Source organism: Pantoea ananatis LMG 2665 (assembly GCF_000710035.2).
GTDB lineage: Bacteria > Pseudomonadota > Gammaproteobacteria > Enterobacterales > Enterobacteriaceae > Pantoea > Pantoea ananatis.
The window spans coordinates 133,733-157,029 of record NZ_JMJJ01000006.1 but is presented as its reverse complement, the minus strand read 5'-3'; the positions used below and the strand labels follow the sequence as shown (position 1 = coordinate 157,029).

The 23,297-nt window shown below is 54.4% G+C and carries 23 protein-coding genes and 1 other RNA gene; 16 read left to right on the top strand and 8 right to left on the bottom strand.

Translation table 11 applies throughout. The annotated features are described in order from the left end of the window. Positions 1 to 138: 138 nt before the first annotated feature. Complete coding sequence (locus EL29_RS14230; RefSeq protein WP_013027070.1) at positions 139 to 867, top strand: oxidative stress defense protein; 729 nt, start codon at positions 139 to 141, stop codon at positions 865 to 867. A 296-nt stretch (positions 868 to 1,163) separates the two neighbouring features. Here EL29_RS14230 and EL29_RS14225 read toward each other — a convergent pair whose 3' ends face one another. Then, positions 1,164 to 2,066, bottom strand: coding sequence for a LysR family transcriptional regulator ArgP (locus EL29_RS14225; RefSeq protein ID WP_014594503.1), 903 nt, complete (start codon positions 2,064 to 2,066; stop codon positions 1,164 to 1,166). Positions 2,067 to 2,247: 181 nt separating this feature from the next. Here EL29_RS14225 and rpiA point away from each other — a divergent pair, with 181 nt between their 5' ends. Continuing rightward, entirely contained in the window at positions 2,248 to 2,907 is a 660-nt protein-coding gene (rpiA, locus tag EL29_RS14220) for a ribose-5-phosphate isomerase RpiA (RefSeq protein WP_014605122.1), read from the top strand. A gap of 279 nt (positions 2,908 to 3,186) precedes the next feature. Beyond that, the gene (serA, locus tag EL29_RS14215; RefSeq protein WP_013027067.1) at positions 3,187 to 4,425 is read left to right on the top strand and encodes a phosphoglycerate dehydrogenase; all 1,239 of its coding nucleotides are present in this window, start codon (positions 3,187 to 3,189) and stop codon (positions 4,423 to 4,425) included. Positions 4,426 to 4,467: 42 nt separating this feature from the next. On the opposite strand, the gene EL29_RS14210 is transcribed toward serA, so the two are convergent. The 3 genes from EL29_RS14210 to zapA all read right to left on the bottom strand — a co-directional run bounded on the left by EL29_RS14210 (position 4,468) and on the right by zapA (position 5,694). Further along, positions 4,468 to 5,064: a 5-formyltetrahydrofolate cyclo-ligase gene (locus EL29_RS14210; RefSeq protein WP_013027066.1), complete on the bottom strand. Its 597-nt coding sequence runs from the start codon at positions 5,062 to 5,064 to the stop codon at positions 4,468 to 4,470. 77 nt (positions 5,065 to 5,141) lie between these two features. Continuing rightward, a non-coding RNA gene (ssrS, locus tag EL29_RS14205) (6S RNA) lies at positions 5,142 to 5,325 on the bottom strand. A gap of 39 nt (positions 5,326 to 5,364) precedes the next feature. Continuing rightward, positions 5,365 to 5,694: a cell division protein ZapA gene (zapA, locus tag EL29_RS14200; RefSeq protein WP_015699590.1), complete on the bottom strand. Its 330-nt coding sequence runs from the start codon at positions 5,692 to 5,694 to the stop codon at positions 5,365 to 5,367. Positions 5,695 to 5,865: 171 nt separating this feature from the next. Between zapA and EL29_RS14195 the strand changes: the two genes are divergently transcribed. The 8 genes from EL29_RS14195 to EL29_RS14160 all read left to right on the top strand — a co-directional run bounded on the left by EL29_RS14195 (position 5,866) and on the right by EL29_RS14160 (position 15,892). After that, on the top strand, positions 5,866 to 6,444 hold the full coding sequence (locus EL29_RS14195; RefSeq protein ID WP_024471434.1) for a YecA/YgfB family protein: 579 nt from the start codon (positions 5,866 to 5,868) through the stop codon (positions 6,442 to 6,444). 33 nt (positions 6,445 to 6,477) lie between these two features. Next, positions 6,478 to 7,800, top strand: a complete 1,323-nt coding sequence (gene pepP / locus EL29_RS14190; RefSeq protein ID WP_028715759.1) for a Xaa-Pro aminopeptidase — start codon at positions 6,478 to 6,480, stop codon at positions 7,798 to 7,800. Next, a complete protein-coding gene (ubiH, locus tag EL29_RS14185) occupies positions 7,797 to 8,975 on the top strand; it encodes a 2-octaprenyl-6-methoxyphenyl hydroxylase (RefSeq protein WP_022623123.1) in 1,179 nt (392 codons plus the stop codon). Before pepP ends, ubiH begins: the two co-directional genes overlap by 4 nt. A 13-nt stretch (positions 8,976 to 8,988) precedes the next feature. Next, positions 8,989 to 10,191: an FAD-dependent 2-octaprenylphenol hydroxylase gene (ubiI, locus tag EL29_RS14180; RefSeq protein ID WP_014594500.1), complete on the top strand. Its 1,203-nt coding sequence runs from the start codon at positions 8,989 to 8,991 to the stop codon at positions 10,189 to 10,191. A gap of 432 nt (positions 10,192 to 10,623) precedes the next feature. After that, on the top strand, positions 10,624 to 11,721 hold the full coding sequence (gcvT, locus tag EL29_RS14175) for a glycine cleavage system aminomethyltransferase GcvT (RefSeq protein ID WP_022623121.1): 1,098 nt from the start codon (positions 10,624 to 10,626) through the stop codon (positions 11,719 to 11,721). Between the two features lie 24 nt (positions 11,722 to 11,745). Then, entirely contained in the window at positions 11,746 to 12,132 is a 387-nt protein-coding gene (gcvH, locus tag EL29_RS14170) for a glycine cleavage system protein GcvH (RefSeq protein WP_014594498.1), read from the top strand. A gap of 81 nt (positions 12,133 to 12,213) precedes the next feature. Then, positions 12,214 to 15,087: an aminomethyl-transferring glycine dehydrogenase gene (gene gcvP, locus EL29_RS14165; RefSeq protein WP_028715758.1), complete on the top strand. Its 2,874-nt coding sequence runs from the start codon at positions 12,214 to 12,216 to the stop codon at positions 15,085 to 15,087. A 61-nt stretch (positions 15,088 to 15,148) separates the two neighbouring features. Further along, entirely contained in the window at positions 15,149 to 15,892 is a 744-nt protein-coding gene (locus EL29_RS14160; protein WP_028715757.1) for an SDR family oxidoreductase, read from the top strand. Positions 15,893 to 15,926: 34 nt separating this feature from the next. Here EL29_RS14160 and EL29_RS14155 read toward each other — a convergent pair whose 3' ends face one another. Beyond that, positions 15,927 to 17,354: a 6-phospho-beta-glucosidase gene (locus EL29_RS14155; RefSeq protein ID WP_014594496.1), complete on the bottom strand. Its 1,428-nt coding sequence runs from the start codon at positions 17,352 to 17,354 to the stop codon at positions 15,927 to 15,929. Positions 17,355 to 17,468: 114 nt separating this feature from the next. Further along, complete coding sequence (locus tag EL29_RS14150) at positions 17,469 to 18,188, bottom strand: MurR/RpiR family transcriptional regulator (protein WP_028715756.1); 720 nt, start codon at positions 18,186 to 18,188, stop codon at positions 17,469 to 17,471. A gap of 163 nt (positions 18,189 to 18,351) precedes the next feature. Here EL29_RS14150 and trhA point away from each other — a divergent pair, with 163 nt between their 5' ends. Continuing rightward, the gene (gene trhA, locus EL29_RS14145; RefSeq protein ID WP_028715755.1) at positions 18,352 to 19,005 is read left to right on the top strand and encodes a PAQR family membrane homeostasis protein TrhA; all 654 of its coding nucleotides are present in this window, start codon (positions 18,352 to 18,354) and stop codon (positions 19,003 to 19,005) included. Between the two features lie 34 nt (positions 19,006 to 19,039). Here the strand turns inward: trhA and ygfZ are convergent, their stop codons facing one another. Next, on the bottom strand, positions 19,040 to 20,026 hold the full coding sequence (gene ygfZ, locus EL29_RS14140) for a tRNA-modifying protein YgfZ (RefSeq protein WP_028715754.1): 987 nt from the start codon (positions 20,024 to 20,026) through the stop codon (positions 19,040 to 19,042). 224 nt (positions 20,027 to 20,250) lie between these two features. Here ygfZ and sdhE point away from each other — a divergent pair, with 224 nt between their 5' ends. Continuing rightward, complete coding sequence (sdhE, locus tag EL29_RS14135) at positions 20,251 to 20,517, top strand: FAD assembly factor SdhE (RefSeq protein ID WP_028715753.1); 267 nt, start codon at positions 20,251 to 20,253, stop codon at positions 20,515 to 20,517. Continuing rightward, a complete protein-coding gene (locus EL29_RS14130) occupies positions 20,492 to 20,905 on the top strand; it encodes a protein YgfX (RefSeq protein ID WP_013027051.1) in 414 nt (137 codons plus the stop codon). Before sdhE ends, EL29_RS14130 begins: the two co-directional genes overlap by 26 nt. A gap of 138 nt (positions 20,906 to 21,043) precedes the next feature. On the opposite strand, the gene fldB is transcribed toward EL29_RS14130, so the two are convergent. Beyond that, positions 21,044 to 21,562 (bottom strand): flavodoxin FldB, encoded by a 519-nt coding sequence (gene fldB, locus EL29_RS14125; RefSeq protein ID WP_013027050.1) that lies wholly within the window; start codon positions 21,560 to 21,562, stop codon positions 21,044 to 21,046. 102 nt (positions 21,563 to 21,664) lie between these two features. Here fldB and xerD point away from each other — a divergent pair, with 102 nt between their 5' ends. Both xerD and dsbC read left to right on the top strand, forming a co-directional pair. After that, complete coding sequence (gene xerD, locus EL29_RS14120; protein ID WP_015699600.1) at positions 21,665 to 22,558, top strand: site-specific tyrosine recombinase XerD; 894 nt, start codon at positions 21,665 to 21,667, stop codon at positions 22,556 to 22,558. A 22-nt stretch (positions 22,559 to 22,580) separates the two neighbouring features. Further along, positions 22,581 to 23,294, top strand: a complete 714-nt coding sequence (dsbC, locus tag EL29_RS14115) for a bifunctional protein-disulfide isomerase/oxidoreductase DsbC (protein WP_028715752.1) — start codon at positions 22,581 to 22,583, stop codon at positions 23,292 to 23,294. Positions 23,295 to 23,297: the final 3 nt, after the last annotated feature.

The window sequence follows — 23,297 nt, the reverse complement described above, 5'->3', positions numbered from 1 at the left end:
GCTATACGAAAACGGGTTATTGAGGCCAGTCTGCCGAACTTTTGCCATAATCTTCACTCCAAACAACGCGTAATATGATGCGCTTGTGGGCTTCATGTACTGGGAGCCATCGAACTGACCTTTTCAAGGAGGACTTTCATGAAACTGAAAGCATTGGCGCTTGCCGCGATGATGAGTGCAGGGGCATTGCCTTTGAGCGTACAGGCTGACGAACTGCCGAACGGACCCCATGTTGTTACGTCAGGTAAGGCAACTGTAGATGCCCGCCCGGATATCGCGACGCTGTCAATTGTGGTGAATGTCTCATCGAAAGATGCCGCAGAGGCAAAAAAGCAGGTCGATAGCCGCGTAGCGCAATATTTTGATTTCCTGCAAAAAAACGGTATTGAGAAAAAGGATATCGAAGCCGCGAATCTGACGACGCAGCCAGAATATGATTACACCAAAGACGGTAAGTCACAGCTCAAAGGCTACCGTGCGGTGCGTCAGGTTCAGGTCACCGTACGTCAGCTGGACAAACTTAACGATCTGCTTGATGGGGCGCTGAAGTCAGGTCTGAATGAAGTGCGTAGCGTTGAACTGGGCGTCGCTAATCCTGAAAGCTACAAGCAGCAGGCACGTCAGGCCGCAATCAAAAATGCGACCCAACAGGCGGCTGAACTGGCTGAAGGTTTTAATGCCAAACTGGGCCCGATCTACAGCATTCGTTATCAGGTGGCAAACTATCAGCCAATGCCAATGAACCGCATGTTTAAAGCCGCGGCTGTGGCAGATACTTCTGCACAGGAAACCTACGATCAGCAAAGCATCAACTTTGATGACCAGGTGGATGTGGTTTTTGAGATGAAACCAAATACGGCACAGTAAGCCTTTATTGGTATTGTGGTTAAGCCATCAGGGGCAATTTTTGCCAGGCGGTCCTCGCGCCGCTGACGCGGTTCCTTCACATCGCTCATCAACCTGACGGACCGGCGCAGACGGCACATCCCTGTGCCGGCTGCGCCTTTTACCCGCATCCTTGCGGGTAAATCCTGGTTGATTCCCTCTGCTCAGCGCTGCGTATTGCCTTCTAAAAAATGCCCCTGACGGCCATTAACGCCGTGCCGCTTTCACAAGTGCACCTTCTCAACGCAACGCCCAAATTTTGCTGCGGCAAAGGGCGATTATTCCGCCGTATCCTGACGTAGCACCCGATGGCCATGCGCAATCAGCGCATCCGTTACCCGACGCATCAGGCGGCTTTCAGGTGCAAAGCGGTGCCAGTACAGCATCCGACGTTGATACAGCCCCGGCGTGAGATCGATTAGCTCGCCACTCGCCAGTTCGCGTTCAATCTGCAGATGAGGGATCATACAGCAGGTCGAGCCCTGCCGGGCCATCTGCACAAACGCTTCAGACGAGTTGACGATGTGGCAGGGAACGCTACCCGGTGATAAATCAAAATTCTGCTGCAAAAAGGCCTGATGCATATCATCCAGGTGATCAAATGCCACGGCTGGCGCTTTAAGCAGGGCGGAACGCGTTACACCATTGGGGAAAAAGCGCTCTGCAAAATCCTTTGACGCCACAAACAAATAATCCAGCGCACCCAGTTGATCCACCAGACAGCTGGGTAGCGGCTGCGGTTGAATACTGACTGCGCCAACCACTTCGCCTCGTCTCAGACGCTCTTGAGTGCGGGTTTCATCCTCAACCTGAAGGTTCAGGCGCACAGGCGAATCGGCCAGTACGTCTTTTAATGCCGGTAACAGCCACGTTGCCAGACTGTCGGCGTTGACCGCCAGCGACAGCAGTAGCGGCGTGGTGCCGCTGTTCTCATCGCCCAGCCACTCTTCCTCCAGTAACTCAACCTGGTGCAGAAGGGCGAGCAGCTTTTGCCCTTGTTCAGTGGGACGAGGCGGTACTGTACGAACTAATAACGGCTGACCAAACAGATTTTCCAACTGTTTAATGCGTTGCGAGACGGCAGACTGCGTAATGCAAAGTTTTTGTGCAGCACGTTCAAATCCGCGTTCACGTATCACTGCGTCCAGCGCCTGAAGCGTTCTGTAGTCCGGGCGTTTCATTATTTTTCTCTCTCCTTCAGGATGGACGTTACTATGCCACAAATATTCCAACGGAAATGTCAGCGATATTTTTGTGGGCTGGCTTCCAAAGCATTAAATCCGCCCAATGCATCCGAGCATTTTCAGCAAGCCTTGCTTTATACTACGCGCATTTCCTTATCGCACAGGTTCTAAACATATCATGACCCAGGATGAACTGAAAAAAGCTGTTGGTTGGGCCGCACTGGATTATGTGCAGCCCGGTACTGTCGTTGGCGTCGGTACGGGTTCTACGGCCGCTCACTTTATTGATGCGCTCGGCAGCATTAAACATCAGATTGAGGGGGCCGTATCCAGTTCCGAAGCGTCGACGCAAAAGCTAAAAAGCCTGGGCATTCAGGTGTTTGATTTGAACGAGATTGATGATCTGGCCATTTATGTCGACGGTGCCGATGAAATTAACCCACAAATGCAGATGATCAAAGGGGGCGGTGCTGCCTTAACTCGCGAGAAAATCGTCGCGGCGGTCGCCAAAAAGTTTATCTGTATCGCCGACGCATCCAAAGAAGTGGACGTGCTTGGACGCTTCCCGTTGCCGGTTGAAGTTATCCCGATGGCGCGAAGCTATGTCGCGCGTGAACTGGTGAAGCTGGGCGGTTTGCCGGAATATCGTCAGAATGTGGTGACCGACAACGGTAATATCATTCTTGATGTGCACAACCTGCGTATTCTCGATCCCATCGAGCTGGAAAAAACGATTAATGCCCTGCCTGGCGTTGTCACCGTGGGGCTGTTCGCCACGCGTGGCGCAGATGTCGCATTGATTGGCGGACCTGACGGTGTCAAAACCCTCAAAAAATAAAGCACCGGGCGCACAACAGGGCGCCCGCTTTTTTTGATTTAAAAAAACTTTTCTCACCAGGCTGAAATTTGGTGACTTATGTCACATAACCGTCATCGGCAGCGGGTTCGTTCTTCTTGATGCGGCCAACCCACGATTTTGTCTGGCAAAGTACGTCCTCTGAGCCCTGCCATGCTGGCGGTCAGGCAATCGTTTGTATTGCCGCAGGCGATTTTTTTGATATTTTGACAGACGGCTGACTGCGTTCAGTCCTCGTTGAATTCTGAATAGGGTTGGGAAATGGCAAAGGTATCACTGGAAAAAGACAAAATTAAGTTCCTGCTGGTGGAAGGTGTCCATCAGAGCGCGCTGGAAAATCTTCGTGCTGCAGGTTACACCAATATTGAATTCCACAAAGGCGCACTGGATGCCGAGGCGTTAAAAGCTTCCGCTCGCGATGCGCATTTTATCGGTATCCGTTCCCGTTCCCAACTGACCGAAGAGATTTTTGCCGCTGCAGAAAAACTGGTAGCGGTGGGCTGTTTCTGTATCGGAACGAATCAGGTTGATTTAAATGCCGCAGCGAAACGCGGTATCCCGGTTTTTAACGCACCTTTCTCAAATACGCGCTCTGTGGCCGAGCTGGTTATTGGCGAGATGCTGCTGATGCTGCGCGGTGTTCCGGAAGCGAATGCCAAAGCGCACCGTGGTATCTGGAATAAAATCGCCAAAGGCTCTTTTGAAGCGCGCGGTAAAAAGCTGGGTATCATTGGCTATGGCCATATCGGTATGCAACTGGGCGTGCTGGCAGAAAGTCTGGGCATGCACGTTTACTTCTATGACATCGAAAACAAGCTGCCGTTGGGCAACGCATCACAGGTTCGTAGCCTGACGCAGCTGCTAAATATGAGTGACGTTGTCAGCCTGCATGTCCCGGAAACCGCCTCTACGCAAAATATGATTTCTGCCAATGAGCTGGCGCAGATGAAGCCTGGCGGCCTGCTGATAAACGCCTCACGCGGCACCGTGGTAGATATTCCCGCACTGTGCGAAGCGCTGGCCAGCAAGCAGGTTGGTGGCGCTGCGATTGATGTGTTCCCTGTAGAGCCGGCGACCAACAGCGATCCGTTTGTTTCCCCACTGAGCGAATTCGACAACGTTATCCTGACGCCGCACATCGGGGGATCGACGGAAGAAGCGCAGGAGAATATCGGGATTGAAGTCGCGGGCAAGCTGGCGAAATATTCGGATAACGGTTCAACGCTGTCCGCCGTCAATTTCCCGGAAGTGTCATTGCCGATGCACGGCATTAGCGCCAGTCGTCTGCTGCATATTCACGAAAACCGTCCGGGCGTTCTCACCGCGATCAACCAGATTTTCGCTGAACAAGGCATCAACATTGCCGCTCAGTACCTGCAAACCTCTCCGATGATGGGTTATGTGGTCATCGACATTGATGCTGAGCACGAACTGGCAGAGAAAGCTCTGCAGCTGATGAAGGCGATTCCGGGAACGATTCGCGCCCGCCTGCTTTATTGATCCCACGCTGTCACCTACCCGGGCACACAAGCATGCCCGGGTTTATTCATCCCATAGCCACAGTTTTGATGGCGTCAGCACGGCCGGCAAAGGAATGTCCCACGCCGCTGTAGGCAGCGCGTCAACCCGCTGACAGTCATGAGCGATACCCACCGGTAAAAACCCATGCTGTTTCCAGTTCTGTAAGGTGCGATCGTAGAAGCCGCCCCCCATTCCTAAACGCTGTCCGGCGCGATCAAACGCCACCAGCGGTACCATCATTACGTCCAGTTCATCCAGCGTGATCAGATGGCGGATATCCAGTGGGGGTTCGGGAATGCGCAGTTTATTTTGGATTAACTGTGTTTCTGGCGTATAGCGCAGAAAAAGCAGATGGCCCGCTGCGAAGGGGTGCAGAACCGGCAGGTAAACCCGTTTGTTTTGCTGCCACAGCCTGGCGATAAGCGGTCGTGTATTGATTTCGCCATCAACAGACAAAAACAGTGCCACGTTGTTGGCATCGGCCAGTGGTGCAAAGTTGATCGCATGTTGGGCGAGTTGTTCGGCTGCCGCATGTTGCTGCTCAGCGCTCAGAGCGCGACGTAGGTGGCGAACGTGCTGACGGATGTCCTGACGCAGTACTAAAGAGGGTGCTGACATGGTGTCCCCCAGACAAAGTCGCTTAAGCGACGCATTATATCATGCCTGGTGGGAGGTAATGCAGTACGACCAAAAAGGAGATCTCCGAGATGCCGCCGTAGGCTGTAACCCTTGAACCCTTGGTTCAAGGTGAACATGCCGTCGCAACCATCAGGCTTCTCGGACGGACCGAGCATGCTCACAGGTTGCGGAGCGTCACATTCTGTTGGTATGAAATATCGGCTCAGGGGACTGGCCCACTTGCAAACATCTCAGAGAAAATTGACTTCACCGTCAGTGTAGCACACTGACCATGAAGTGTTATTCGAACTTCGCATCCTGGCGGTCGGTTATGCGACCTTGCTCAACTAAAGCCTGTTCAATGGTCTGCTGTAACATACGGATTCGTTGTTCCATGTTAGCAGCATAGTCACGCGTCTTACCTTTCTCTTGTGCCAGTTCATGGCAAATGTTTAACGCGGCAATGAACACCAGTTGCTCTGTATTTGTGACTCTAGTGCGAACTTTTAAATCTTGCAACCGTTGATTGAGATCTTCTGCTGCCGCGTTCAGCGCATCTTGCTGTTCAGGCGGACAATTCACTCTCAAAGAACGACCAAAAATTTGTAAATCTACCGGTTGTGCAGACATGCCACCTTCCTGACTGATTACCTGGCTCGCCATTCCCCTTAGCCTTCAATGGCCTGGGAGGCGGGCAACTATATAGACCTGAGAAATAAGATACAACCCCTTTTCTGGAAACCTTGAGGCAGCTAGTGGTAGCATACCACGAACTCTTACAGCCAACGACGATGAAAAATGATGTCTTCACAGAACGCAACCCCCGATTACAACGCGCTGGCGGCGGCGCTCTCACAGCATGGCGTGGGCATGACGCCTGCGGAAATGCACGGCTTACTCAGCGGCATCTTATGTGGCGGTAACGCGGATAACAGCTGGAAAACGCTGGTCCACGATCTTGCGAACGAAGGCATGGCTTTTTCGCAGACGCTGTCCCTGCCACTGCAGTCTTTGCATGAAAGCATTGCGACTGCGCTAGAGGACGATGGCTTCCTTTTTCAACTGATGCTGCCCGCCGATGATGACATTACGGTGTTTGATCGCGCTGATGCACTGGCGGGCTGGGTAAACCATTTTTTACTCGGTCTGGGCGTAACCCAGCCTAAACTGGATAAGGTCACCGGTGAAACGGGCGAGGCCATTGACGATCTGCGCACGATTGCTCAGTTGGGCTACGACGAAGACGAAGATCAGGAAGAATTAGAGCAGTCGCTGGAAGAGGTGATTGAGTACGTTCGTGTTGCAGCACTACTTTGCCACGACACTTTCACTCGTCCGCAACCGACTGCGCCAGAAGTACAAAAGCCAACGCTACACTAAGCCAGCTATCTGAGTTTAACAGGGAGTGCAGACATGATTTCACTGGAAAATTTTCAGCAGCGCCGTCAGGCGCTGCTGGCGAAAATGGTTCCGGGCAGCGCAGCGTTAATTTTTGCCGCGCCTGAAGTAACGCGCAGTAATGATAGCGAATATCCGTTTCGTCAGAACAGCGACTTCTGGTACTTCACGGGGTTCAATGAGCCTCAGGCGTTACTGGTGCTGATCAAAAGTGATGAGAACCACAATCACAGTGTGCTGTTTAATCGTGTTCGCGACCTGACTGCAGAAATCTGGTTTGGCCGCCGTCTGGGACAGGATGCGGCGCCCGCTAAGCTCGGCGTGGATCGGGCCCTGCCCTGGAACGATATTGGTGAACAACTCCACCTGCTGCTGAACGGCCTGGATGAGGTTTACCATGCGCAGGGCCAATATGCTGAAGCCGATAAACTGGTGTTCGGTGCGCTGGATAAACTGCGGCAGGGTTTTCGCCAGAATCTCAGCGCGCCTGCCAGCCTGACAGACTGGCGTCCCTGGGTGCATGAGATGCGCCTGTTCAAAAGTCCGGAAGAGATTGCCATTCTGCGCCGTGCGGGTGAGATCAGTGCGCTGGCGCATACGCGCGCAATGCAGGCCTGCCGTCCGGGACTGTACGAATATCATCTGGAAGGGGAAATTCATCATGAATTTAACCGCCACGGTGCGCGATTCCCGTCTTACAACACGATTGTGGGTTCCGGCGAAAACGGCTGCATTCTGCACTACACCGAAAACGAGTGTGAGATGCAGGACGGTGATCTGGTGCTTATCGATGCCGGATGTGAATGGCAGGGCTATGCGGGTGACATTACCCGGACGTTCCCGGTTAACGGTAAATTCACTCAGCCGCAGCGGGCGGTGTACAACATCGTACTCAAATCACTGGAAACGGCACTGTCCCGATTCCGCCCTGGCGTTAGCATCCGCGAGGTTAATGATGACGTCGTGCGCATTATGGTCACTGGACTGGTTGAGTTGGGGATAATGCAGGGCGAGGTCGATACGCTGATCTCTGAAGATGCCCATCGTAAATTCTTTATGCATGGTCTGGGCCACTGGTTGGGTCTGGATGTCCACGATGTGGGGCACTACGGCACACCAAGCCGCGATCGTATCCTGGAGCCGGGCATGGTTATCACCGTCGAACCGGGGTTGTATATCGCGCCCGATGCTGACGTCCCTGTGGAATACCGCGGTATCGGCATCCGCATCGAGGATGACATTGTGATTACCGAAACCGGTATTGAGAACCTCACCGACAGCGTCGTGAAAGATCCTGATGCAATTGAAGCGCTGATGGCGGCGGCACGCGCGTTATGACCATTCTTATCGCCGGTGGAGGAATGACTGGCGCCACACTGGCGCTGGCCATCGCGCACCTGACACAGGGTAAACTGCCCGTGACGCTGATTGAAAGCAGCGAGCCTGGCAGCCGTGCGCATCCGGGCTATGACGGCCGGGCGATTGCGCTGTCTGCCGGAACCTGCCAGCAGCTTGCTGATATCAATCTCTGGCAGCGGATTTCCCCCTGTGCCACACCGATTACCACTATTCACGTATCCGATCGCGGCCATGCCGGTTTCGTGTCACTCGCCGCCAGCGATTATGCGATTCCCGCGCTGGGGCAGGTGGTTGAATTATTCGACGTAGGGCAAAGCCTGTTCACACAGTTAAAACAGGCACCCGGCGTCACACTGCGCTGTCCCGCGCGCGTCACTCAGGTGGCCCGAACCCAGGAAAGCGTTCGGGTCACGCTTGATAATGATGAACAGCTGGAAGGCGACGTGCTGGTAGCCGCTGATGGCACCCGTTCAGCCGTTGCGGCCGCCTGCGGCATGCAGTGGCACTCCCAGCCTTATCAGCAGTTAGCGCTTATTGCCAACGTCACCAGTGAGCTTCCCCATCAGGGCCGGGCTTTTGAACGCTTTACCGAGTTTGGCCCGTTGGCGCTGTTGCCAATGTCAGATAATCGCCTCTCGCTGGTGTGGTGCCATCCGCTGGATCAGCGCCCGCAGGTCGAAAGCTGGAGTGACGAGGCGTTTCTCAGCCAGCTTCAGCGCGCGTTTGGCTGGCGACTGGGCAAATTTATCCATACCGGTAAGCGTGACGTTTATCCGTTAGCGCTGCAGCAGGCCGATTCGGTGGTTTCCCATCGCGTCGTTACGGTTGGTAACGCGGCACAGACGCTGCATCCTATTGCCGGTCAGGGGTTCAATCTTGGCCTGCGTGACGTGATGTCGCTTGCAGAAACCCTGGCAACCGCGCACCGACAGCAGCAGGATCCCGGCAGCTATGCGGTCCTGCAACATTACCGCCAACGTCGCCAGCAGGATCGGGCCATTACCGTGGGCATCACTGACGGCCTGGTGCGTATGTTTGCCAACCGCCATGCGCCGCTGGTCGTCGGGCGCAACCTTGGTCTGCTGGCAATGGATCACCTGCCATGGCTGAGAAATCTTCTGGCCGAGCGTACGCTCGGCTGGGTTAAGCGTTAACTGAGAGGCACTGATGCAAACTTACGATGTAGTGGTCGCCGGTGGCGGTATGGTGGGTCTGGCAGTAGCCTGCGGTCTGCAAGGGAGCGGATTACGCATTGCCGTGCTGGAGCAGTCTGCCGGGCCGCAATTTGATGCAGGCGCATCGCCGTCCGTACGCGTATCCGCAATTAACGCGGCCAGTGAACGTCTTTTGCAGAAGCTGGACGTCTGGTCAACGATTCTGTCGCTCCGTGCCAGCCCTTATCAGGCAATGGAGGTCTGGGATCGCGACAGCTTCGGTACGATCGCATTTGACGGTGAGCAGCAGGGCCTGACGCATCTTGGGCACATCATCGAAAACCCTGTGATCCACAGCGCCTTATGGCAGCGCGCCAGCCAGTGCAGTGATGTTACGCTGCTGCCTGCTTCCCAACTGCAGCAGGTGGCCTTTGGCGATAATGAAGCCTTTATTACGCTGCAGGATGGCAGCATGATGAGTGCACGGCTAATGGTGGCGGCGGACGGGGCCAACTCCTGGTTGCGTAACAAAGCCGATATTCCCCTGACGTTCTGGGATTACGATCATCATGCGCTGGTCGGGAATATTCGCACGGCGCTGCCACACGACGGCGTAGCGCGCCAGGTTTTTCACGGCGATGGCATTCTGGCTTTCCTGCCGATGCAGGATCCCCATCTCTGTTCTATCGTCTGGTCTCTTTCTCCTCAGGAAGCCAGCCGTCTCGAAACCATGCCGGAGGCGCTGTTTAATCAACAACTGTCGGTCGCGTTCGATATGCGCCTGGGGCTGTGCCAGCTGGAAGGCGAGCGCAAGTGTTTCCCGCTTACGGCACGCTATGCACGTAACTTTGCCGCTCACCGGCTGGCGCTGGTGGGCGATGCGGCACATACCATTCATCCGCTGGCAGGACAGGGCGTCAACCTGGGTTTCATGGATGCTGCTGAGCTGATTGGCGAAATCCGCCGCCTGCACCAGCAGGGCAAAGATATCGGCGAGCACCTTTATCTGCGCCGCTACGAGCGCAGTCGCAAACACAGCGCTGCCATGATGCTTGCCGGAATGCAGGGTTTTCGTGAACTGTTTGCAGGCAATCATCCAGCCAAAAAGCTGTTTCGCGATCTGGGCCTGAAACTGGCTGATAACCTGCCGGGCGTGAAGCCGGTAATGCTGCGTCAGGCCATGGGCCTGAACGATATGCCAGCATGGCTGCGGTAACGCCGCTCACCCGCAAAAAGCCAGCATAATTGCTGGCTTTTTTTATGCTCACCCTCCGCTGCACCGTAAAAATGCAGGGCTGCACTCTGACTGCGCATCGTTTGATTTATTCTAATTTTGCGTGAAGTTTCGCATTACTTTTTTTTATCCATGGCTGTTTTCGACCCGCTATTTTTTTAACATCCTGCTGGACTGTGCGCATAAATTTGCTGTTAATAAATCACTATGGCGTATTTATTGCGTGGTTAATCACAAAATTATAGTTTTTTATCCTGATTAACCCGGGGCCTGGTTAGGCTGTGCCACGTCTTTCGACCTCGCTTTGCTTATGGTTAATCGCCTGATTCGGTGGTAACGTCAAGGCAAAGAGAACGTTTGCGTCGGCTACATGGCGCGTGGTTTCAAACTCACTCGTTTCTGCACAGGATAGTTATGACTCAGCACACACCTTTGTTTGAACAGCACCAGGCAAATGGCGCGCGGATGGTGGATTTCCACGGTTGGATGATGCCGTTGCACTATGGCTCTCAGATGGATGAGCATCATGCCGTGCGCAGCGACGCGGGCATGTTCGATGTTTCGCACATGACCATTGTGGATTTAAAAGGTGAGCGCACGCGCGAGTTTTTGCGCTTCCTGCTGGCAAACGACGTCGCCAAACTGACTCAGCCGGGCAAAGCCCTGTATACCGGCATGCTGAATGCTTCCGCTGGCGTAATTGACGATTTAATTGTTTATTTTATGGACGAGACGTTTTTTCGTCTGGTGGTCAACTCCGCGACGCGTGAAAAGGATCTGGCCTGGATCGGCGAGCATGCACAGGGTTACGGCGTCGCGTTAACAGAACGCGACGATCTCGCACTCATTGCTGTACAGGGCCCGCAGGCGCAGCAAAAAGCCCAAACCTTATTCAGTGACGCACAGCGTCAGGCTGTAGAGGGCATGAAGCCGTTCTTCGGCGTGCAGGCCGGTGAACTGTTCATTGCCACAACCGGTTATACCGGCGAAGCGGGCTATGAAATTGCGCTGCCTGCCGCCGATGCCGTCGGATTCTGGCAGCGTTTGTTGAGTGCGGGCGTGAAACCCGCCGGGCTGGGCGCACGCGACACCTTGCGTCTGGAAGCGGGTATGAATCTTTACGGTCAGGAAATGGACGAGAGCGTATCGCCGCTGGCGGCCAATATGGGCTGGACCATTAGCTGGGAACCTGGCGACCGCCACTTTATCGGACGTGAAGCGCTGGAAAGCCAGCGAGAAAAGGGCACTGAAAAACTGGTTGGGCTGATCCTCACGGAAAAAGGCGTTCTGCGTAACGGGTTGCCGGTGCGTTTTACCGATCAGCAGGGTCAGTTGCAGCAGGGGGTGATCACCAGCGGTTCCTTCTCACCGACGTTGGGTTACAGCATTGCACTGGCCCGCGTGCCGGCAGGGATTGGGGAAAACGCGATTGTTGAGATCCGTAACCGTGAAATGCCTGTGAAAGTCACTAAACCAATTTTCGTTCGCGCCGGAAAACCGGTTGCGCAGTAAAACATAATTACAGGAGAAAGGGCGATGAGCAATGTGCCAGTGGAGTTGAAGTACCGCGACAGTCACGAATGGCTGCGCAAAAACGCGGACGGTACCTATACCGTTGGTATCACCGAACATGCGCAGGAGTTGCTGGGCGATATGGTGTTTGTTGACCTGCCTGAGGTCGGTGCCACTTTCTCTGCCGGAGAAGAGTGCGCAGTTGCGGAATCGGTCAAAGCCGCTTCAGACATTTACGCGCCCATCAGCGGTGAAATCGTTGCCGTCAACGACGCCCTTAACGATTCCCCTGAACAGGTTAACAGCGAGCCTTATGACGGCGGCTGGTTATTCCAGATTAAGGCCAGCGATGAGTCAGAAATCGACTCGCTGCTGGATGCGGATGCTTATAAAGCCTCCATTGACGAGTAATCGTCGTGCGGCCTCAAACTGAGGCCGCAGATATCTGACTTGCATTCTCTGTTCCCCAGCCCGATTCAGGATTTACAGCTCATGACTCAGACTCTCAGCCAGCTTGAACACAACGGTGCCTTCATTGAGCGCCATATTGGTCCGTCGCCAGAACAACAGGCCGTCATGCTGGAGGCGATCGGTGCCAGCTCTCTGGCGTCGTTGATTGGTTCTATCGTTCCCGCCGATATTCAGTTGCCAGGCCCGCCAGCGGTGGGCGATGCCGCAACTGAACAACAGGCGCTGGCTGAGTTGAAGGCCATTGCCGGGCAAAACCTGCTTTATAAATCCTGGATCGGCATGGGATACAGCGCGGTGATTACGCCGCCGGTGATTTTGCGAAATATGCTGGAGAACCCCGGCTGGTACACGGCGTATACGCCGTATCAGCCAGAAGTGTCGCAGGGACGGCTTGAAGCCCTGCTTAACTTCCAGCAGGTTACGATCGATTTGACCGGCATGGACATTGCCTCCGCTTCTCTGCTGGATGAAGCGACCGCCGCCGCAGAAGCAATGGCGATGTCAAAACGCATCAGCAAACTGAAAAACGCGACCCGGTTCTTTATCGCTGACGATATTCATCCGCAAACGCTGGACGTCGTGCGTACCCGTGCCGAAACCTTTGGCTTTGAACTGATTATCGACAACCCGGCCAAAGCACTGGATCACGAAAACCTGTTTGGTGTGCTGCTACAGCAGGTGGGCACCACGGGAGAAGTACACGACTACACCCACCTGATTAGCGAGCTGAAAGCACGCAAGGTGGTTGTCAGCGTCGCTGCCGACTTTATGGCGCTGGTGCTGCTGACATCTCCGGGCAAACAAGGCGCGGATATCGTGTTCGGTTCGGCCCAACGCTTTGGTGTGCCAATGGGTTATGGAGGCCCGCATGCTGCCTTCTTCGCCAGCCGCGACGAACATAAGCGTTCAATGCCTGGCCGCATTATCGGCGTTTCCCGCGATGCCGCAGGCAACACCGCCTTGCGCATGGCGATGCAAACCCGTGAGCAGCATATCCGTCGCGAAAAAGCGAACTCCAATATCTGTACTTCTCAGGTGCTGCTGGCCAATATCGCCGGGCTGTATGCCGTGTTCCACGGGCCGGTCGGGCTGAAACGTATTGCGTCGCGTATCCACCGCTTTACCGATATTCTGGCTGCCGGACTGCAGCGTGGCGGGCTTAAACTGCGTCATAGCCATTGGTTTGACACACTAACGGTAGAGGTTGCGGATAAAGCGGGCGTACTCAACCGTGCGCTGAGCTTCGGTGTGAACCTGCGTAGCGACATTCTCAATGCCGTCGGTATCACGCTGGATGAAACCACGCGCCGTGAAGACATTGCTACGCTGTTCGCTATTTTGCTGGGGGATGAGCACGGTCAGGATATCGATCGGCTCGACAGCCTGGTTACGGCCGACAACCCGTCCATTCCGGCCGCGCAGCAGCGTGAAAGCGAGATTCTGACGCATCCGGTGTTTAACCGTCATCACAGCGAAACTGAGATGATGCGCTATATGCACAGCCTGGAGAAAAAAGATCTGGCGCTGAATCAGGCCATGATTCCGTTGGGTTCCTGCACCATGAAACTCAATGCCGCCGCCGAGATGATCCCCATCACCTGGCCTGAATTTGCCGAACTGCACCCGTTCTGCCCGGCTGAACAGGCTGGCGGCTACCTGCAAATGATTGGGCAGCTTTCACAGTGGCTGGTTCAACTGACTGGTTACGATGCACTCTGCATGCAGCCTAACTCGGGTGCGCAGGGTGAATATGCCGGTCTGTTAGCGATTCGTCGTTATCACGAAAGCCGCGGTGAGGGTGAACGGCATCTCTGCCTGATCCCCAGCTCGGCGCACGGTACTAATCCGGCTTCGGCTCAGATGGCGGGCATGGATGTCGTGGTGGTCTCCTGTGACAAGCAGGGCAACATCGATCTGGGCGACCTGCGTGAAAAAGCGGCTCAGGCTGGCGATAAGCTGTCATGCATTATGGTGACCTATCCGTCCACCCACGGCGTTTACGAGGAAACTATTCGCGAGGTGTGCCAGATTGTGCATCAGTTCGGCGGCCAGGTTTATCTTGATGGCGCCAACATGAACGCGCAGGTAGGCATTACCACGCCGGGCTACATCGGCGCAGACGTTTCGCACCTTAACCTGCATAAAACCTTCTGCATCCCGCACGGCGGAGGTGGGCCGGGAATGGGACCGATCGGCGTGAAAGCCCATCTGGCGCCGTTTGTGCCGGGCCACAGCGTTGTACAAATTGACGGCATGCTGACGCAGCAGGGCGCAGTTTCCGCTGCGCCATTTGGCAGCGCGTCTATTTTGCCTATCAGCTGGATGTATATCCGTATGATGGGGGCAGAAGGGCTGAAGCAGGCCAGTTCGGTCGCGATCCTTAACGCTAACTATATTGCCAGCCGGCTAAAATCGGCCTATCCCATCCTGTATGCAGGGCGCGACGGCCGCGTAGCGCATGAATGTATTCTTGATATTCGTCCGTTAAAAGAGCAAACCGGTATCAGTGAACTGGATATCGCGAAACGCCTCATCGACTACGGTTTCCATGCGCCCACCATGTCGTTCCCGGTCGCCGGAACACTCATGGTCGAACCGACAGAATCAGAAGGCAAAATTGAACTGGACCGCTTTATTGATGCCATGCTGGCGATTCGCGTGGAAATCGGCCGGGTGGAAACGGGTGAGTGGTCACTTGAGGATAACCCGCTGGTTAACGCGCCTCATACACAAATGGAAGTCATCGGAGAATGGTCTCATTCCTACAGCCGTGAACTGGCCGTGTTCCCTGCAGGCAGCCACAATAAATACTGGCCAACGGTGAAGCGCCTGGACGATGTCTTTGGCGATCGTAACCTGTTCTGTTCGTGTGTCCCGATGAGCGATTATGCGTAAGTCAGCTTAACGCGTTAAGTTATGAGGGCCGATTTTCGGCCCTTTTTTTATGGAGGTTTGTATGCAGCTCGCACTCGTTACCGGCGGCAGTCGCGGCATTGGTCGCGCGACGTCCCTCTTACTGGCATCCCGAGGCTACCGGGTGGCGGTCAATTTCCGTTCACGTGCCAGTGAAGCCCATCAGGTTGTAGATGAGATTGTACGTAACGGCGGTGAGGCCTTTAGCGTTCAGGCCGATATCAGCGATGAAACACAGGTGATGTCGCTGTTTCAACGGCTGGATCAGGAAGATCTGCCGCTCACGCTGCTGGTGAATAACGCCGGCATTCTGTTCCAACAATGTCGCCTTGAGCAGCTGGATGCCTCACGTATTCAGCAGGTTTTTGCCACGAATGTGCTTGGCACATTTCTTTGCTGTCGTGAAGCCGTCCGGCGCATGGGCACGCATCATGGCGGTCAGGGCGGCAGCATCGTCAATGTCTCCTCTGCAGCTGCCCGCACGGGGTCGCCAAACGAATATGTCGACTATGCGGCATCGAAAGGCGCAATGGACACCATGACCAAAGGCCTGTCGCTGGAAGTGGCCCAGCAGGGAATTCGGGTCAATGGCGTACGTCCGGGGATGATTTACACCGAGATGCATGCTGACGGCGGAGAACCCGGCAGGGTAGACAGGCTGGCCAGCGGCATACCAATGGGGCGTGGCGGCTATGCCGAAGAAATCGCAGAAGCCGTTGTCTGGTTAGCCAGCGATGCCGCTTCTTACATTACGGGCAGCATTATCGATGCTGCCGGCGGGCGCTAGAATGATGCCGCAGCAGGGCGCTGCGGCAAACGACTTACAGCTTTTCACCATTGCTGGCGATGACCTGTTGATACCAGGCAAAACTCTTTTTCCTGGAGCGCGAGAAGTCTCCGCTGCCGTCATCGTTTTTATTCACGTGAATAAAACCGTAACGCTTGTTGTACTGACCGGTAGTGAAAGACACGCAGTCGATACAGCCCCAGGGCGTGTACCCCATGAGATCCACCCCGTCATGAATGACGGCTTTTTTCATCTCTTCAATATGCGCGGCCAGATAATCAATGCGGTAATCATCCTCTATCACGCCCTGCGCATTCGGTTTATCGATGGCGCCAAAACCGTTTTCAACAATAAACAGGGGTTTCTGATAGCGTTCATACACATCATTAAGAACATACCGCAGACCAACAGGATCGATCTGCCAGCCCCAGTCTGAGGCTTTAACGTGCGGATTTTTAACCGTGCCTTCGAAGCCGGTAATAGGATCATCAACGCCACTGGCGCGGGTCTGAACGGCTGTACTCATGTAATAACTGAAGCCCACATAATCGGCACATCCATTGCGCAGGGTTTCAGCGTCTTCAGGCTCCATGTCGATATGATAGCCTTTGCGCGCCCACTCTTTCAGGGCGTAAGCCGGGTAGTAACCGCGCATCTGCACGTCGCTAAAGACATAGCGTTGATGCATCGCTTCCTGAGCGAGCATGACGTCATCCGGATGGCAGGAGAAGGGGTAAACCGGCACCATGGCGATCATGCAGCCAATCTTAAACTCCGGGTTGATCTCGTGGCCCAGCTTCACGACTTTGGCGCTGGCAACAAACTGGTGATGCATGACCTGATACATCGCCTGTTCAGGTTTTTCATGTTCCGTGAAAATAACGCCTGAGCAGCAGTAACCAAACAGCGGATATTGCCAGTTACGCTGGTTGTTAATTTCGTTAAAGGTCATCCAGTATTTCACTTTATTCTTATAACGCTTCAGCACAACTTCACTAAAGCGCACAAAGAAATCGACAACCTTACGATTGTGCCAGCCACCGTATTCTTTTACCAGGTGATAGGGCATTTCAAAATGGGAGAGAGTAATAACCGGCTCAATACCGTATTTAAGCAATTCATCAAACAGGTCGTCATAGAATTGCAGGCCGGCTTCATTGGGTTGCGGTTCATCGCCGTTAGGGAAAATACGGGTCCAGGCAATTGAGGTACGGAAGCATTTAAATCCCATCTCAGCAAACAGCGCGATATCCTGTTTGTAATGAGAATAAAATTCAACAGCCTGATGATTTGGATAGAATTTTCCTGGCTGGACGCCGTCGGTGATGACGCGGTCCACGCCATGAGCGCCGCCGGTCAGTACATCAGCAATACTGATGCCCTTACCGCCCTGATCCCAGCCGCCCTCTACCTGATGAGCCGCGACCGCGCCGCCCCACAGAAACGTTTTTGGTAAGCTCATTATGCACTCTCCCCTGAAGATTAAATTGGGGTGAGTGTAGCAAAGCACTTAATAATGTCACGCTATAACACCACCGCGAAAAAGGGATTTGTTACAGCTAAAAAACGCTTTGTTTTATTTACTCAGTTGCCGACCCAGTGACTCGATAATATACATGACAGGCACCTGGGTCGTAATATCGCTCTGGTCGGGCATGCGTATCACCGGTACATGATAGGACACCGTAAAGTCGCTCATTTTGGCCAGCGAGCAGGTTTCACTATTCGTAATGGCGATGATTTTACACTGATTCAGGTTGAACTGACTGGCGATGCGCAGCACCTCTTCCGTTTCACCGGAGACAGAAAGAATAATGGCCAGGGCATTTTCATATAAACTCGGACTGATCGGATAATAGGGATCGTCGATCGCGTGGCTGAATTTGCCTACGTTCGAAAAAAAACGTGCCCCGTATTTCCCCAGGCTGCCCGATGTGCCGACACCAATAAAAAACACCCGCTCAGCCTGATTAATCATCCCCACAGCCCGATGGATGACCTGCTCAAACTCATCATTATTGATGCTTTTAAAAAAACTCAGCATATCTGCGATGCCGGAGACAGGCAGCGCAGGCGCGGTTTGTTCCCTGGCCAGACGCAGTCGGATACGGAATTCTGACCATCCTTCACACTGCATCTTGCGACAGAAGCGTAATACCGTCGTGGTCGATACCGCAGCCTGTTCAGCCAGCTCGCGAATGGTCATGTAACTGACGCTGTCACGATGTTTGATAATGTACTGATAAACCTGCATTTCAAGATCGTTCAGGGTAGCAAGATCGTGATGCGAGAACATGGAAAAGCTCACCCGGCAATTAACTGGCCCGCATTTTAACAGAATTCGAAGGGGAGGTGACCGCAATAATTATTTTAAGCTTACACTTGTACACTGAAAGTTTTTCTGGGTAATCTGTTGGACGATAAATCTGCAGTTGTTATCACTTTCAGGCAGGAATGTTATGAGTCACAAAAGTTTGCCGACGCAGGGTTATCCATTGGCAGAGGAAATTGCCAACAGTATTAGTCATGGACTGGGTTGTCTGTTCGGCATTGTAGGGTTAATGCTGCTGCTCGATAAGGCATCGGTCATGAATGCCGGGCTGACCGCCATTGTCAGCTCCAGCCTCTATGGCGGCAGTATGATTCTGCTGTTTCTGGCCTCAACGCTTTACCACGCCGTCAGCCACCCACGTGCGAAGCGCGTACTGAAAAAAGTGGATCACTGCGCAATCTACCTGTTAATTGCTGGCACCTACACGCCGTTTCTGATGGTTGGTCTGCAGTCGCCTCTCGCCTATGGGCTGATGGCGGTAATATGGGGCCTGGCACTGTTGGGCATTATTTTTAAGCTGACGATTGCCGAACGCTTTAAGGCACTGTCGCTGGTGACCTATCTCTGCATGGGATGGTTGTCGCTGATTGTGGTCTATCAGCTGGCGATGAAACTGTCGGCGGGGGGCATCTGGCTGCTGGCGTCGGGGGGCATTATCTATTCCCTGGGCGTGATTTTTTACGTCGCGCGTCGGGTGCCGTTTAACCATGCTATATGGCACGCGTTTGTTTTAGGCGGTTGTGTTTGCCATTTCTGCGCCATCTACTTCTACGTTATGTAACGTCACAGGGCGGGACGTGGTCCCGCCCCTGAACTCAGCTTTCTTCCAGCGAGTAAGGCAAGGGCTGAATCATCAGCTTACCGCCTTCATCGCCTTCAACCCGTAATACGCTGTCCGGCTCCAGATCGTTGTTCATGACCACCTGCACCCAGATGACGCCGTCGTCCAGTTGCACCGCAGCAAGAACGGTGCCCGTGCGACGCCAGCGCTCGCCCATCTGCAGCTCCAGGGAATCGTTGGCGGCGGGCAGGTGGCTGGCTTGTCCTGACAGCCAGTAGAGCGCCCGTTTATTCGCGCCCCGGTATTTGGCTCTGGCCACCATCTCCTGGCCGGTATAGCAGCCCTTTTTAAAGCTAATCGCGTCCAGCGCCTGCATGTTTGCGGCCTGGGGAATAAACTGCGCGCTGGTGGCTGCGCCAATAACCGGAATTCCGGCTTCGATGTCCAGGGCCAGCCACTGGGTGCTGTCATTGAACTGCGCATCGTCTGCCAGCGTCTGCTTCAGGGCATCGGCCTGGGCGGGCGACGTGACCAGCAGAAAGCGTTCTGCTGGATGGGCAAACCACAGCAGCGTGGTGTCGCCCTGCTGTACCACCGGGGTGGTGCTGTCAGGCAGCGTGTCAAAAACATTGGCCAGCGCCGCGCGGGCCTGGAAACCCGCCACGCCCAGCAGTGCGACATCGTCATCCGCGGTCAGGGTAACTTTAGAAAATACGGCGTATTTTTTTAACTCCGGCAACTGAGTGTCCCGCAACTCACGACGCACCAAATAGGCATAACCCTCAGCGCGATGAAACAGGCGCAGGTTGCTCCACATCTTGCCCTTGGCGTCACAGTGGGCGGCAGGCAGGTGATGAGAGGCATCCAGTGCCGCCACATCCAGGGTCAACTGGCCTTGTAAATAGGACGTGCTGTCAGGGCCGACCACGGCAACCAGTGCCCAGGCATCCAGAGACATTAACGTGAGCGGCAGACGTGATGAGGCCGCAGGTTGGCGTGGGGGAAGCGTAAATGTTGGCATCGATAAATCCTGAGTCTGAAGGTTCATCCGAAACAATGTCTTCAATGGTAAAAGAGCACACTGGCAATGCAACCTGTTTACTAAAGAGGGCGCACAAAACGCGTGCCGATGTGTAAAAAAAGCCTGAGTCTGCGGCGCGTTGCACAGGGTCGGTTTGTGAACCTGCAGCCAGCAGTAATCCAGGGTACACTAGCTGCCACGATGTGAAATGTGGAAACGAATGCATGGATATTCATAATAAATCGCGCGTTCAATGGGCCTGCCGTCGTGGCATGCTGGAACTGGATGTCGCTATTATGCCGTTCTTTAAGTACGAATATGACACGTTAAATGATACCGATAAGCAGGTGTTTATCGCACTGCTGAAAAGTGACGATCCCGATCTTTTCAACTGGATGATGAACCACGGTGAGCCTGTCGATCCCGAGCTGAAACGCATGGTGAATCTGATTCAGCAGCGTAATCGTGAACGCGGTCCGGTGGCAATGTAAACTTCATCCCTCTTTGCGCGCACGCCTGATCCTCGCACTGATGCTGTCAGTAACGATAGCAGGCGTTGGCATTATGGAACTGCCTGCGGCAGAGTGGATGATAAAGCCCGGGCTGGTCGTGGTGGTGCTGTGGGAAGGATGGAAACAGGATCGCCGCTTGCGTCAACGGCATGGACGGTTACGGCGCGACAGCAATCGTGAGTGGCACTGGCAGGGAGAAGACTGGCAAACGCAGCAGCCGTTGTACTGGTTGCCTGGCGCGGTGTTGCTGGTCGCACGAAACCGCAAGGGCAAGATCTTACGGCTCTGGCTGATGCAGGACAACATGCAGCCAGAGGCGTGGCGCGCCTTGCGGTCATGCTGTTTCAGCGAAACCGCAAGACGCTAAATAGCGTGCCCTGAACAGCGCATCACGAGAAAGCGTGCCGATTTCAGAACACGCTTTTCCAGGTCAGGCTTTCCAAATACAGGCGTATCGACGGCGCGTCCTTTGCCAGGATTTCAGGATTGCGTTTTAGCGCGCGGCTTAAAGCCGCTCGGCGGTTTCCGTCAGAATCTGCTCGCACCACTGCTCAACGCGCTCATCCGTGGCTTCAAACTGATTGACGTCATCCAGCGCCAGTCCGACAAATTGCTTGCCGTCGGCACTCAGCGGTTTGGGGCTGGTAAAGTCATAGCCGTCCAGCGGCCAGTAGCCCACAAACTGCACCCCCATCGGCTGGAGCAGTTCATGTAGCATGCCTAAAGCATCCAGAAACCACTCACCGTAGCCAATCTGGTCGCCCATGCCGTACAGCGCCACGATCTTGTTGCGCAAATTGAGCGTCGGCAACTGGGGCCAGATAGCCTCCCAGTCCTCCTGCAGCTCGCCAAAGTCCCAGGTGGGAATCCCCAAAATCAACAGATCATAGTCTTCCATCAGACGCGGATCGTCATCTTTCACGTTGTGCAACGTCACCAGCTCGTCGCCAATAAAATCCCGAATTTTCTCCGCTACGATTTCGGTGTAACAGGTACTGGAACCGTAAAAAAGACCTATTTTCATGCAGATAGTGCTCTGTTAATCCTGACTTTGGCGTAATTGTATCAGAAGCAGGGTTGAATCAGGCATAATGAGCACGATTTCATACTGAACGGTGGGGAAAACGTGCAAGATAGTGAACTGACAGAACAGTTTCTTGATGCGCTGTGGATCGAGCGCAATCTGGCGCAAAATACCCTGTCCTCCTATCGGCAGGATCTGCAAACTCTCACCGGCTGGCTGGCGCATCACGGTTTAACGCTGACAACCCTGAGCGCGCCCGATCTGCAACAGTTTCTCGCGGAGAGACTGGAAGGCGGCTATAAAGCCTCCAGCTCTGCACGCCTGCTCAGCGCCATGCGCCGTCTGTTTCAGTATTTGTACCGCGAAAAGATGCGCACTGACGATCCCAGCGCGATGCTGGCCGCGCCCAAGCTGCCCCAGCGGTTGCCAAAAGATCTGAGCGAGGCGCAGGTGGATCGCCTGCTGCAGGCACCCGATGTCAACGTGCCGCTTGAACTGCGCGATAAAGCCATGCTGGAATTGTTATATGCCACCGGCTTACGGGTTTCGGAACTGGTGGGACTGACCCTGAATGACGTCAGCCTGCGCCAGGGCGTGGTGCGCGTGATCGGTAAAGGCAATAAAGAGCGGCTGGTGCCATTAGGTGAAGAGGCGGTTCACTGGCTGGAATACTATATGGAGCACGGGCGGCCGTGGTTGCTCAATGGGCAGACGCTGGACGTGTTTTTTCCCAGTAACCGTGCCCAGCAGATGACGCGGCAAACCTTCTGGCATCGTATCAAGCATTACGCCCTGCTGGCGGGCATTGATAGCGAAAAGCTTTCTCCCCACGTGTTGCGCCATGCTTTCGCCACGCATTTGCTGAACCATGGGGCTGACCTACGTGTCGTACAGATGTTACTGGGGCACAGCGACCTCTCAACGACGCAGATTTATACGCATGTCGCCACGGAACGTCTGCGACTGTTACATCAACAGCATCATCCGCGCGCATAGCTGGCGGAGAGTAAGGAAAACAATGAACAAACATGTTGCCATGCTGGCGCTGCTGGCCAGCGCTTTTTCCGGTTTGACCCACGCTGATGACAGCGCCATTCAGCTTTCCCTGAAGAAACTGGGTTTGCACCAGGCTGAGATCCAACCTGCACCGCTGCCGGGTTTTAAAACCGTGCTCACCGAAAGCGGCGTGCTGTACGTTACCGATGATGGTAAACACATGATCCAGGGGCCGCTTTACGATGTCAGCGGTGCTCAGCCGATCAACGTGACGAACGCGCTACTGGATAAAAAAGTTGAGGCGCTGGTTCCGGAAATGATCGTGTATAAAGCGCCCAAAGAGCAGCACGTGGTGACAGTGTTTACGGATATCACCTGTGGCTACTGCCACAAACTGCACGAACAAATGGCTGACTACAACGCGCTGGGCATCACCGTTCGCTATCTGGCTTTCCCACGTGAAGGCATGAACGGCAAAGTTGCCAGCGCCATGAAGGCCGTGTGGTGCAGCGCCGATCGCAACAAAGCCTTTGATGAGGCGATGAAAGGCGATGTGCCGAAGATGGATGCGCCAGCCTCCTGCACGATTGATATCGGCAAGCAGTACCAGCTTGGCGTACTGTTTGGTATCCAGGGCACGCCGGCGATTCTGACCGATAGTGGCATGATGATCCCCGGCTATCAAAGTCCACAGGAGCTCAAGCAGGTACTGGATAATCAAAAGCGTGGTGGTTAAGGC

Coding starts and splice junctions, on each gene's coding strand:
- ubiI (WP_014594500.1), top strand. CDS start 8,989: ATGCAAACTTACGATGTAGTGGTCGCCGGTGGCGGTATGGTGGGTCTG.
- EL29_RS14150 (WP_028715756.1), bottom strand. CDS start 18,188: ATGTTCTCGCATCACGATCTTGCTACCCTGAACGATCTTGAAATGCAG.
- trhA (WP_028715755.1), top strand. CDS start 18,352: ATGAGTCACAAAAGTTTGCCGACGCAGGGTTATCCATTGGCAGAGGAA.
- EL29_RS14160 (WP_028715757.1), top strand. CDS start 15,149: ATGCAGCTCGCACTCGTTACCGGCGGCAGTCGCGGCATTGGTCGCGCG.
- gcvH (WP_014594498.1), top strand. CDS start 11,746: ATGAGCAATGTGCCAGTGGAGTTGAAGTACCGCGACAGTCACGAATGG.
- EL29_RS14210 (WP_013027066.1), bottom strand. CDS start 5,064: ATGTCAGCACCCTCTTTAGTACTGCGTCAGGACATCCGTCAGCACGTT.
- EL29_RS14195 (WP_024471434.1), top strand. CDS start 5,866: ATGTCTTCACAGAACGCAACCCCCGATTACAACGCGCTGGCGGCGGCG.
- rpiA (WP_014605122.1), top strand. CDS start 2,248: ATGACCCAGGATGAACTGAAAAAAGCTGTTGGTTGGGCCGCACTGGAT.
- gcvT (WP_022623121.1), top strand. CDS start 10,624: ATGACTCAGCACACACCTTTGTTTGAACAGCACCAGGCAAATGGCGCG.
- fldB (WP_013027050.1), bottom strand. CDS start 21,562: ATGAAAATAGGTCTTTTTTACGGTTCCAGTACCTGTTACACCGAAATC.
- zapA (WP_015699590.1), bottom strand. CDS start 5,694: ATGTCTGCACAACCGGTAGATTTACAAATTTTTGGTCGTTCTTTGAGA.
- EL29_RS14230 (WP_013027070.1), top strand. CDS start 139: ATGAAACTGAAAGCATTGGCGCTTGCCGCGATGATGAGTGCAGGGGCA.
- EL29_RS14225 (WP_014594503.1), bottom strand. CDS start 2,066: ATGAAACGCCCGGACTACAGAACGCTTCAGGCGCTGGACGCAGTGATA.
- ygfZ (WP_028715754.1), bottom strand. CDS start 20,026: ATGCCAACATTTACGCTTCCCCCACGCCAACCTGCGGCCTCATCACGT.
- serA (WP_013027067.1), top strand. CDS start 3,187: ATGGCAAAGGTATCACTGGAAAAAGACAAAATTAAGTTCCTGCTGGTG.
- pepP (WP_028715759.1), top strand. CDS start 6,478: ATGATTTCACTGGAAAATTTTCAGCAGCGCCGTCAGGCGCTGCTGGCG.
- sdhE (WP_028715753.1), top strand. CDS start 20,251: ATGGATATTCATAATAAATCGCGCGTTCAATGGGCCTGCCGTCGTGGC.
- ubiH (WP_022623123.1), top strand. CDS start 7,797: ATGACCATTCTTATCGCCGGTGGAGGAATGACTGGCGCCACACTGGCG.
- gcvP (WP_028715758.1), top strand. CDS start 12,214: ATGACTCAGACTCTCAGCCAGCTTGAACACAACGGTGCCTTCATTGAG.
- dsbC (WP_028715752.1), top strand. CDS start 22,581: ATGAACAAACATGTTGCCATGCTGGCGCTGCTGGCCAGCGCTTTTTCC.
- EL29_RS14155 (WP_014594496.1), bottom strand. CDS start 17,354: ATGAGCTTACCAAAAACGTTTCTGTGGGGCGGCGCGGTCGCGGCTCAT.